Raw genomic sequence first — 9,789 nt, forward strand, 5'->3', positions numbered from 1 at the left:
TATGAAAAAGCCCCTGATCTTGTTGGCGATGGTGGTTGCCCTGATGATCCTGCCCTTTTTTATTAACCACGGCGGTGAGTTTGGCGGTTCGGACGGCGAAGCGGAGAGCCAGATCCAGGTGGTGGCGCCGGATTATCAACCCTGGTTCCAGCCGCTGTACGAACCGGCGAGCGGCGAGATTGAGAGCCTGCTGTTTACCCTGCAGGGCTCGCTGGGCGCGGCGGTGATTTTTTACATTCTCGGGTATGCGAGGGGCAGACAGCGCCGTGATGACCGGGTTTGACCGACTTAGCTACCAGAGCCGCTGGTTGCAGGTGGCGCCAGAGCGTAAGTTTCTGCTCTGGCTGCTGCTGATGGTGCTGGCCTTTACGCTGCCGGCGTGGGGCCAGGCGCTGACGCTGGCGCTGACCGCCGCGCTGACCTGCTGGCTGCTGCGGGTCTCATTCTGGCGCTGGTGCCGCTGGATGGCGCTACCCTTTGGCTTTTTGCTGGTCGGCGTGCTGACCATTGTGTTCAGCGTCAGCCGCGACCCGCAGATGCTGTTAGCGAGCTTGCGGCTGGGCGCTTTCTCGATAGGGATTTCCGCCCCGGGGCTGGCCGTGGCCGGGGAGACCTTCTGGCGCAGCCTGGCAGCGATGGCGGCCACGCTCTGGCTGGTGCTTAATCTGCCTTTCCCACAGCTGATTATCTTGCTCAAGCGCGGTCGCGTACCGCGACTGTTGACGGAGCAGATCCTGCTGACCTGGCGCTTCATTTTTATTCTGTTAGACGAGGCGATGGCGATTCACCGCGCGCAAACTTTGCGTTTTGGCTATGGTAGCGTGCCGCAGGGCTATCGCTCGCTGGCGATGCTGGTGGGACTGCTGTTCACCCGCGTCCTCCTGCGCTATCAGCAGATGAGCACCGCGCTGGATATCAAATTGTACCAGGGTGATTTTCACCTCTAAGGATAAGTATGCTTGCCACAACCGATCTCTGGTTTCGCTATCAGGATGAGCCGGTACTTAAAGGGCTGACGCTGGATTTTTCCCGCCATGCGGTGACCGGCCTGGTGGGGGCCAACGGCTGCGGAAAGTCGACGCTGTTTATGAACCTGAGCGGCCTGCTGCGCCCGCAGCAGGGGGCGGTGCTGTGGCAGGGAGAGGCGCTGAATTACAGCAAGCGCGGTCTGCTGGCGCTGCGCCAGCAGGTGGCGACGGTGTTTCAGGATCCGGATCAGCAGATCTTCTATACCGATATCGACAGCGATATCGCTTTTAGCCTGCGTAATCTCGGGGTGGCGGAAGAGGAGATCGCCCGCCGGGTGGATGAAGCGTTGACCCTCGTTGATGCTCAGGGGTTTCGCCAGCAGCCGATCCAGTGTCTCAGCCATGGGCAGAAAAAACGGGTGGCGATCGCCGGGGCGCTGGTGCTGCAGGCGCGCTACCTGCTGCTTGACGAGCCCACCGCGGGCCTCGATCCCCGGGGGCGGGCGCAGATGATCGCCATCATCCGGCGCATTGTCGGGCAGGGGCGGCGCGTGGTGATCTCCAGCCACGATATCGATCTGATCTATGAGGTGAGCGACGCCGTTTACGTTCTGCGTCACGGCGAAGTGCTGGCCGCGGGGGATCCCGGCGAGGTATTTGCCTGCGCGGCGATCATGGCCCAGGCGGGATTGACGCAGCCGTGGCTGGTGAAACTTCATAGCGAACTGGGATTGCCGCTGTGTAAAACCGAAGCGGAGTTTTTTCAGCGGATGCACAACAACGCGATAGGCGCGATAAAGGAGGCGTCATGACGCTGGCAGTGATGTTACAGGGCACGGCTTCCGACGTGGGGAAAAGCGTACTGGTGGCGGGACTGTGCCGTATTTTTCATCAGGATGGGCTGCGTACCGCGCCGTTTAAATCACAGAATATGGCGCTGAACTCCGGCATTACACCGGATGGCAAAGAGATGGGCCGGGCGCAGATTTTCCAGGCCGAAGCGGCAGGGATCGCGCCGGATGTCCGCATGAACCCGATTTTGCTCAAGCCCACCAGCGACCGTCAGGCGCAGGTGGTCCTGATGGGGCAGGTGGCGACCAGCATGGACGCGGTGAGCTATCACCAGTACAAGCCGCGCCTGCGCGAGCAGATCCTCGCGGTCTACCAGAGCCTGGCCGGAGAGTATGAGGCGCTGGTGCTGGAAGGGGCCGGCAGTCCGGCGGAGATTAACCTGCGCGACCGCGATATCGTCAATATGGGCATGGCCGAGATGGCGCAATGCCCGGTGATCCTGGTGGCCGATATCGACCGCGGCGGGGTGTTTGCCGCGATTTACGGCACGCTGGCGCTGCTGCAGCCTCAGGAGCGGGCGCGGGTGAAAGGGGTGATCATCAATAAATTCCGCGGCGATGTGGCGCTCCTGCGCTCGGGGATAGAGCAAATCGAGGCGTTGACCGGGGTGCCGGTGCTGGGCGTTATGCCGTGGCTTGACGTGGATCTCGAGGATGAGGACGGCGTCGCGCTGCAGGCCGGGAAATACCATCGCACCGACCGGCGCGACATCGACATCGCCGTGGTTCACCTGCCGCATATCGCCAATTTTACCGACTTTAACGCCCTGGCGGCGCAGCCAGACGTCCGGGTGCGCTATGTCCGCGACCCGCAGGCGCTGGCCGACGCCGACCTGGTCATTCTCCCGGGCAGTAAAAATACCCTCGGCGATCTGTGCTGGCTGCGCGAGAGCGGCATGGCGCATGCAGTCGAGCAGGCCCGGCAGCGCAAGGTGCCGCTGCTGGGGATCTGCGGCGGCTATCAGATGCTCGGCGAAACCATTATCGATGAGGTGGAGTCTGGCCTTGGCACCCAGCCCGGACTGGGGGTGTTGAAGACCGTGACCCACTTCGCCCAGCACAAAACCACCACCCAGGTGCAGGCGACCCTGGGAACTAACCTCCCGGAATGGTTAGCCGACGCGGCAGGTCTGCATGTCAGTGGCTACGAAATTCATATGGGCGAGACGCGCCGCGAGGCCGGCAGCCCGCCGCTGCTGCAGCTGCATAAAGCGGGACAGTCAGTAGAGGACGGGGCGATAAGCGACGACGGCCTGGCATTCGGCACCTATCTCCATGGCCTGTTCGACAGCGATGCCTTTACCCGGGCGCTGCTCAACGGCCTGCGCCAGCGCAAAGGGCTGGCGCCGCTGGATAGCGCCCTGGAGTATGCCCGCTATAAAACCCGGCAGTTTGATCGGCTGGCGGACGCCATGCGCGAACATATCGCCATCGATAAAATTTACGCCATCATGCGCCAACATCAGGAGCCCCTATGCTGACTCTGGTTACCGGCGGCGCGCGCAGCGGCAAAAGCCGCTATGCCGAGGCGCTGATTGCCGATGCGCCGCAGGTTTTATATATCGCCACCTCGCAAATCTTTGACGACGAGATGGCCGCAAGGATCCAGCATCATCGCGACGGCAGGCCCGCCCACTGGCGCACCGCCGAGCGCTGGCAGCAGCTTGATGAACTGATCACCCCGGATATCGCCCCAGCGGAGGCGATTTTGCTGGAATGCATCACCACCATGGTCACCAACCTGCTGTTCGCGCTCGGCGGCGACAGCGACCCCGACGGCTGGGATTACGCCGCCATGGAGCGGGCTATTGATGACGAAATTGGCGTGCTGATTGCCGCCTGTCAGCGCTGCCCGGCGCACGTCGTGCTGGTGACCAACGAGGTGGGAATGGGCATTGTGCCGGAGAATCGCCTGGCGCGGCATTTTCGCGATATCGCCGGGCGGGTCAATCAGCGCCTGGCGGCCGCGGCGGATGCGGTCTGGCTGGTGGTCTCCGGCATCGGCGTCAAAATCAAATAACTCAATCGCTGGCTGACCGGGCCAGCCCTGGCAGGGATTCTGTATGGAAAATTTAAACACGGTTCTGCGGGCGATCCCCGCGCCGGACGCCGACGCCATGGCGCGGGCACAACACCATATCGACGGCTTGCTTAAGCCCCCCGGCAGCCTCGGCCGTCTGGAGGCGCTGGCGGTTCAGCTGGCAGGAATGCCCGGCCTGGGCGGCCAACCGCAGGTGGCGAAAAAGGCCCTGCTGGTGATGTGCGCCGATCATGGGGTGTGGGACGAAGGGGTGGCGATTTCGCCGAAAGCGGTCACCGCCATTCAGGCGGCAAATATGACCCGCGGCACCACCGGCGTCTGCGTGCTCGCCGCCCAGGCCGGGGCGCAAGTGCATGTGATTGATGTCGGTATCGATAGCGAACCGCTCCCCGGGGTGGTGAATATGCGGGTGGCGCGGGGCTGCGGCAATATTGCCCGCGGCCCGGCCATGAGCCGCGAGCAGGGGCAGGAATTGCTGCTGGAGGTGATGCGCTACACCCGCGCGCTGGCCCAGGAGGGGGTTACTCTGTTTGGTGTCGGCGAGCTGGGGATGGCCAATACCACGCCGGCGGCGGCGATCGTCAGCGTTCTGACCGGCAGCGATGCGCAGGAGGTGGTCGGGATTGGCGCCAATCTGCCGTTGGCGAAGGTTGGCAACAAGGTGGAGGTGGTGCGGCGGGCTATCGCCGTCAATCAGCCCGACCCGAATGATGGTCTCGATGTGCTGAGCAAAGTCGGTGGTTTCGATCTGCTGGGGATGGCGGGGGTCATGCTGGGGGCGGCGGCCTGCGGACTGCCGGTGGTGCTGGATGGCTTTCTTTCCTACGCCGCAGCGCTGGCGGCGTGCCAGATAGCGCCGGAGGTAAAACCGTATCTGATCCCGTCCCACTATTCGGCGGAGAAGGGGGCGCGTATCGCGCTGGCGCATCTGGGCCTCGAACCGTATCTCAATATGGGTATGCGTCTGGGAGAAGGCAGCGGCGCGGCGCTGGCGATGCCGATCGTCGAGGCAGCCTGCGCGATGTACCATCGCATGGGCATGCTGGCGGCAAGTAATATTGAGTTACCGAAGGGATAAGCCGGCGAGGGGGCGGCAACGGCCGTTCCCGTTTTCGGCAGAGGTTTGCCGGCGGCAGAAACAAAAAAACACCCTTGAGGGTGTTTCAGGTTGCTGGCAAAAAAGGAAAAAGCGTAGTTTTTCCTCCTTTGTGGTTATCAGCCGAAAATCAATAAATTGATTTTCCTTGTTACTTTTCTGGCGCAATCTGCAAGCTCAATGAAGGTGCGCTACCTGACATAAGTCACGCGCGCTCCTGCTGTTTGAGATGACGCAGCACAATCCGGCCTTCCGCAGAAAATACGCCATCAAAGCGTATCCAGCCGGTATCGGGAAGTTGGGCATAAATAAGATAATTAAGGTGCCCCGGACGGGGCTGCGGCTGCAACTCCACACGCAACTGGCTCAGGCGGGGTTCGTAGCGCAGTAACGTCTCTTCTATCCGGTGTATCAAACCATGAATACCCGCGGTCATTTCCTGATGAATCATGCTGAGATCCGGCAAACCATAATCCGGTAAATGCGCCAGCGTTCCTGCCCGGCAGTTGATGATGCGCTGTATGTTGTCCATAACGGAAAGAATAAGCTGATCCCGCTCGCTGACCTGCTCCAGCGGCAGCTCGCCACTGAAGCTGAAAGTCAGCATTTCAAATAAAGAAGATGCTGCCATCGGTTACTTATCCTGAAGGGGGAGCAGGCGGAGATCGCTTCTCATCAGCTCTATGGTGCGGGGCCTGTCAGCTTCCAGTTCATCCCTTTTGAGTACCAGTCGCCAACTGTTGCTTTGTTCATCGGGGTGATAAAACTGACCGACGATGGCGACAAACTGGGTCTCTTTATCCAGAGGGACATTCAGGGAAACCGCACCTGCCGGCTTCATCCAGACGGTATGTTTGGCCAGTACATCTGATTTCAGCGTTTTTTCTTCCTGCATAAGCAGCGTGTCATAGTTGGCCTCATCAAAACGCTCACGTGTTTTCAGTTGCCAGACATGGAGCATCGTGGAAAGCGGTGTGTCTTGCGCATCTGTATTCAGTGCGCTGCGCGATACAAAATCGAGATGCAGCGTTTTGATCTGCTTGTAGAAAATCGCCGATGCCACTTCTTTAGTGCCGTCAGTCACTCTCTGGGTCAGACCGCAGCCGCTCAGCAGCGTCGCGGCGGCAAGTACGCTGACAGCATGTCGTTTATAGGGTGTAAGAAACATGAGTAACACTCTCCCTGTCACGGGTGGATGATGTGGGCATGAGTCCCTGATAACGCCCGAGACTGACCGTGACCGTACCAGCGACTGGGGCAGCAAAAGACGCCCGCAGCACGCCCGTTCGGCTTACCTGAACGCGCTGTTTTCCCAACTGTACCGGAGGCAGCAGACTGACGGGCAAAGTCAGTTGCAGGCGGGCCTGGTAGCGCCAGCCCAGATAGACACGCAACAGCACCAGCAGGTCGGTATGTAGTTGCCCGCCCGGCAGCCAGCCGCGTGCCTCTCCGTCGTCTTCGGTATATAGCTTCAGCAGTAACTGGCTGTTAACGTCAGTGCCGGTGTTGCCCAGCAGTGCCCGAGTTTTCAGGCAAATACGCGATCTTTTTGATAAACCCGCAGGTTCAGGCAGGACAATCTGTTGTGGATCGTGCGGGATAACTGTCGCTTTCGTCTGGGGGGCCAGTAATCTGACCAGCGCCGTTATGCCTTCTGCTGTACGCGTCGGCAGACGCATCACGCTGAGTAATGCAAGAAAACGCGAGACCGGCGTGGCGATATGATTTTCGCTGCCGGGAATGCCCAGACCAATCAACCCCAGCAGGCAGCGGGAAATATTATCCACGGCTCCCGGTTCAAACGACGTAGGGTAATTATATTTGCGCCAGATACGATAGTACTGAGTGATAAAGCGATGGTTAAAAATGTCCAGAAACGCCATCATCGCTTCATGGCCGTCCCGGCGCTGCGCGATGTAGTCGAGATAAGCTGTCGGCAGCGGTGAATCCACACCGTACAGCCCCAGAAACGAGGTGCGCACCGTGGGTGGCGCGTCAGGATGATCCAAATCCTGTTCGACGCTTTTTAGTTCGCTTACCGGGAACCCCATCCCCGGATGTGGACGAAAACGGACAGGATCGTCTGCCGGATTGGTTGTGCTCCCCAGCAGTGGCGTCTGTGGTTGGCTTTGTTCAAGAAGCTGGCAGAAACGGTAAAAGTTAATTCGGTTAATGTCCGGAGCAAGCCTTTCCGTCAGCCCGGTACGCGCTGGCTGTGGTGTTCTGTCCATTGCAAACATTTTCCTGTAGGTTGCAGAATCAGCGTCAACTGAGTAAATAAGTGGATGTCGGCATACAGGGCGAAAAAGCGGTGCAGCAGTTCGCCAAACAGGGTGATATCGCCTTCGCCGGCGAAACCGTTGCTGTCCAGCGTGACCTGAATATCCACGCCGCGCAGTAGAAAACCTTTTTCAAAACGCTGAATCAGGTGATGCTGAACGTCAACGATTGCCTCCAGACGGCGTCGGTTCATTTCGCTTTCCGTCCAGTCGTACAGCGCCAGCGTGCCGCGCAAGATTTCGGCGTTGTCCATCATTGACAGGAAGTTGGAGCCTAAGTGGCTGAGAACCCGCCAGTGGAAACGGTCACGCGCCGGGGGATAACAGGGCTGCGTCGGCGCGCACAGGTTGCGCACCCGCAGTGTATGCTGCGTGGCGTAGACGGGGGTGTCCAGCACCGTGCTCTGCAGCGCTTTACGCGGAAGCTGACCGTTGGTTCCGGTCAGACTCAGGGACAGGGTTTCGTCTTCCAGCAGGCGGTCGATATCGAATGCGTCGCCCCCAAGGATCAGCCAGGTATCATGCAAACCGGAAGGGCCGCGTTTTACCCGCGTATGGTAATAACGTTCCGGCGAATCGTGACGCAACATCCCGCCCCGGTGGCGAAAACTGGAAAAGGGCACATATGCCTGACTGCCGGTGTGTCGCGAAGAAATAATATTATCGACGGAGTAAATTTCCGTATGCCCGTCCTGAATACGCATGGGGCGCAGCAAGTATTCATTTTCCAGCGGAGAAAGATGCAGTGGATCGGCTTCCAGCGGGAACAGGTTGATCACCGGTACGCAGTGCAGGCGGATATTTTCGGTGCTGAACGGCAGATCGTGAGACCAGCTTTCCGCGAGCACCACGTCAATTTCGAATCCACTCATTCCTGCCGGCCAGACCACATTCTCCAGCCCGTTAAGGGCGACAAACATAAACTTCTCGCGGAAGGTGAAATACTCCAGCAGCAGTTGGTAGCCGCTGAAGGCCGATTCGCCTTTTGGCCAGAGCGGATCGTCCTTACCGAACCCCATCGGGGAAAAATAGCCGTCCAGTGTCCGACGTTCCTCCCCCGGCAGGCGAAACCAGATTTGCTGCACCCCCAGCGTCAGCGCCCGGTGTAATGCACAAGCCAGCGGACTGTCCGCATTGAGATAGAGCGGCAGTCTCGATAAATCAATCTGTGACCCGTCGCCAGCCAGCGGACTGCACTCAAAGCGCAGACGGATAACCGAGCGTCCATCCTGTTCGTACTGTAACGACACCTCTGGTAAAGCCAGCGGAAGCAGGGTGATATCCCGCGTGGCGCTGTAGCAGCAACGTGTCCGGTGTTCGCCGACGGGCCTCGAGAGCACCTGAAAATCACTCAGTGTTTCGCTCTGCTTCATTTGCCGATGATCGGTTAACAGTTCCACCACCGACAGCGACGGGATTGTACGCAGATAATGAGGCCACAGGAGGCTCACCAGCCCCTCAGTCAGTTCAGGTAGATCGTCATCCAGTTTTTCCCGCAGGCGGCCCATCAGGAAGGCGAAACCTTCGAAGAGACGTTCGACATAAGGGTCGCGCGCGCCGGGCTTATCGAGATTGAGCATAGCGGCGCGATCAGGATACGCTTGTGCAAACTCTTTACCCGCTTCACGCAGGTAGCGCATTTCGGCTTCGTAATAGCGTTGGGTTAAATCATCCATAATGAGCATTTCCTTAATAGCCGGTGATGATAATGGCCTGTCGTGGAGGCTTTCCCTGTCAGGCATATGGCGGCTTCTGGTTGCAGGGGCCTTTACCCGCCAGCGGGTTTACAGTTGCAGTCAGTCACTCATCCTCTCCATATTCCCTCCTGTCCGCCGCCCCTTTCTCTGTCAGGAATAGCTGCCCTGGCAGGCGGAAGTTTTTCAGCGTCAGAAGCGCCAACGGGCCTTTGCCCTGCTCGACGCGCATCAGGTAATGCAGCGGCAGACCGTCCGGCGCTTGCCACTGCAGCTTAAAGCTGCTGCTGTCCAGCTGTGTGACCTGCGCCTGTTCCAGCAGACGAATAAAACTCCAGCTTCCCCGGAAGTCGGCCAGAATACGTTCCATATTCTGCGTACTGGTCCAGCTCAGCGATGCGCCGGGCTGCCACTGCTCATGCGGCCAGCTGAAACGCTGCCAGCGTTCTTTCTGGTTGAAATATTCCAGTTGCTGGCCGTCAATCACCAGATGCGTTTTCATCACGTCACGTGCCGGTTTTGCCATCAGTTCAAAATGTACCCCGGCATCGCCGCTGGCAAAGGCTGTGTCGGCCACATCGCGCAGGCGATTCAGGGCGCGTAAAAACGCCGGGTTGATCGCCAGTCCCTGCGTGTTCATGGTGTCAGCCACCCAGTACCGGCCTTCGCGTTTCAACATTCCGGTGAGGTTGGTGGCAATAAACTGATTTATCCGCCCGTCGTCACGCAGGTACTGCGCCAGCAGGGGAAGTGAGGCGTCATTCGCTGTGTCTTTGAACGGGTAGCGCCCGGCAAAATCCTGCTCCCAGAGGTTGACAATAGCGCGCTGCCACTGCCGGTTAAGGCTATCCGCTGCGGGC

11 protein-coding genes are annotated in these 9,789 nt (G+C 59.4%); 6 read left to right on the forward strand and 5 right to left on the reverse strand.

All coding sequences use genetic code 11. From position 1 onward, the window contains the following. The first annotated feature begins 1 nt into the window (after position 1). Genes CW267_RS11300 through cobT form a run of 6 tightly spaced genes read left to right on the forward strand, consistent with a single transcriptional unit; the run spans position 2 to position 4,938 of the window. A complete protein-coding gene (locus tag CW267_RS11300) occupies positions 2-283 on the forward strand; it encodes an energy-coupling factor ABC transporter substrate-binding protein (protein WP_008806285.1) in 282 nt (93 codons plus the stop codon). Continuing rightward, positions 270-947 (forward strand): energy-coupling factor ABC transporter transmembrane protein, encoded by a 678-nt coding sequence (locus tag CW267_RS11305; protein ID WP_023298157.1) that lies wholly within the window; start codon positions 270-272, stop codon positions 945-947. The genes CW267_RS11300 and CW267_RS11305 overlap by 14 nt, the downstream gene beginning before the upstream one ends. An 8-nt stretch (positions 948-955) precedes the next feature. After that, the gene (locus CW267_RS11310) at positions 956-1,780 is read left to right on the forward strand and encodes an energy-coupling factor ABC transporter ATP-binding protein (RefSeq protein ID WP_012540691.1); all 825 of its coding nucleotides are present in this window, start codon (positions 956-958) and stop codon (positions 1,778-1,780) included. Next, positions 1,777-3,300 carry a cobyric acid synthase gene (locus tag CW267_RS11315; protein ID WP_012540692.1) on the forward strand — a complete coding sequence of 508 codons (1,524 nt, stop codon included), beginning with the start codon at positions 1,777-1,779 and terminating at the stop codon, positions 3,298-3,300. Before CW267_RS11310 ends, CW267_RS11315 begins: the two co-directional genes overlap by 4 nt. After that, complete coding sequence (cobU, locus tag CW267_RS11320) at positions 3,294-3,839, forward strand: bifunctional adenosylcobinamide kinase/adenosylcobinamide-phosphate guanylyltransferase (RefSeq protein WP_012967314.1); 546 nt, start codon at positions 3,294-3,296, stop codon at positions 3,837-3,839. The genes CW267_RS11315 and cobU overlap by 7 nt, the downstream gene beginning before the upstream one ends. Positions 3,840-3,882: 43 nt before the next feature. Then, positions 3,883-4,938 carry a nicotinate-nucleotide--dimethylbenzimidazole phosphoribosyltransferase gene (gene cobT / locus CW267_RS11325; RefSeq protein WP_100781246.1) on the forward strand — a complete coding sequence of 352 codons (1,056 nt, stop codon included), beginning with the start codon at positions 3,883-3,885 and terminating at the stop codon, positions 4,936-4,938. Positions 4,939-5,161: 223 nt separating this feature from the next. Here the strand turns inward: cobT and tssE are convergent, their stop codons facing one another. The 5 genes from tssE to CW267_RS11350 form a co-directional block, all read right to left on the reverse strand. Then, positions 5,162-5,587, reverse strand: a complete 426-nt coding sequence (gene tssE, locus CW267_RS11330) for a type VI secretion system baseplate subunit TssE (RefSeq protein ID WP_100781247.1) — start codon at positions 5,585-5,587, stop codon at positions 5,162-5,164. A 3-nt stretch (positions 5,588-5,590) separates the two neighbouring features. Next, a complete protein-coding gene (tssJ, locus tag CW267_RS11335; RefSeq protein WP_100781248.1) occupies positions 5,591-6,124 on the reverse strand; it encodes a type VI secretion system lipoprotein TssJ in 534 nt (177 codons plus the stop codon). Continuing rightward, positions 6,105-7,187, reverse strand: a complete 1,083-nt coding sequence (gene tssG / locus CW267_RS11340) for a type VI secretion system baseplate subunit TssG (protein WP_100781249.1) — start codon at positions 7,185-7,187, stop codon at positions 6,105-6,107. The genes tssJ and tssG overlap by 20 nt, the downstream gene beginning before the upstream one ends. Then, a complete protein-coding gene (gene tssF / locus CW267_RS11345) occupies positions 7,151-8,911 on the reverse strand; it encodes a type VI secretion system baseplate subunit TssF (protein WP_009485639.1) in 1,761 nt (586 codons plus the stop codon). The genes tssG and tssF overlap by 37 nt, the downstream gene beginning before the upstream one ends. A gap of 124 nt (positions 8,912-9,035) precedes the next feature. Next, positions 9,036-9,789: type VI secretion IcmF C-terminal domain-containing protein (locus tag CW267_RS11350; RefSeq protein WP_319826669.1), on the reverse strand; the 754-nt coding region annotated here is incomplete at its 5' end.

Origin of the sequence: Klebsiella sp. X1-16S-Nf21 (assembly GCF_002837615.1) — a bacterium.
In the GTDB taxonomy this organism is placed as follows: Bacteria; Pseudomonadota; Gammaproteobacteria; order Enterobacterales; family Enterobacteriaceae; genus Klebsiella; species Klebsiella variicola.

What these genes read in the sequence shown, in the direction of transcription:
- cobT (WP_100781246.1), top strand. Translation starts at nt 3,883, where the DNA reads ATGGAAAATTTAAACACGGTTCTGCGGGCGATCCCCGCGCCGGACGCC.
- tssJ (WP_100781248.1), bottom strand. Translation starts at nt 6,124, where the DNA reads ATGTTTCTTACACCCTATAAACGACATGCTGTCAGCGTACTTGCCGCC.
- tssE (WP_100781247.1), bottom strand. Translation starts at nt 5,587, where the DNA reads ATGGCAGCATCTTCTTTATTTGAAATGCTGACTTTCAGCTTCAGTGGC.
- CW267_RS11305 (WP_023298157.1), top strand. Translation starts at nt 270, where the DNA reads ATGACCGGGTTTGACCGACTTAGCTACCAGAGCCGCTGGTTGCAGGTG.
- CW267_RS11300 (WP_008806285.1), top strand. Translation starts at nt 2, where the DNA reads ATGAAAAAGCCCCTGATCTTGTTGGCGATGGTGGTTGCCCTGATGATC.
- tssF (WP_009485639.1), bottom strand. Translation starts at nt 8,911, where the DNA reads ATGGATGATTTAACCCAACGCTATTACGAAGCCGAAATGCGCTACCTG.
- tssG (WP_100781249.1), bottom strand. Translation starts at nt 7,187, where the DNA reads ATGGACAGAACACCACAGCCAGCGCGTACCGGGCTGACGGAAAGGCTT.
- CW267_RS11310 (WP_012540691.1), top strand. Translation starts at nt 956, where the DNA reads ATGCTTGCCACAACCGATCTCTGGTTTCGCTATCAGGATGAGCCGGTA.
- CW267_RS11315 (WP_012540692.1), top strand. Translation starts at nt 1,777, where the DNA reads ATGACGCTGGCAGTGATGTTACAGGGCACGGCTTCCGACGTGGGGAAA.
- cobU (WP_012967314.1), top strand. Translation starts at nt 3,294, where the DNA reads ATGCTGACTCTGGTTACCGGCGGCGCGCGCAGCGGCAAAAGCCGCTAT.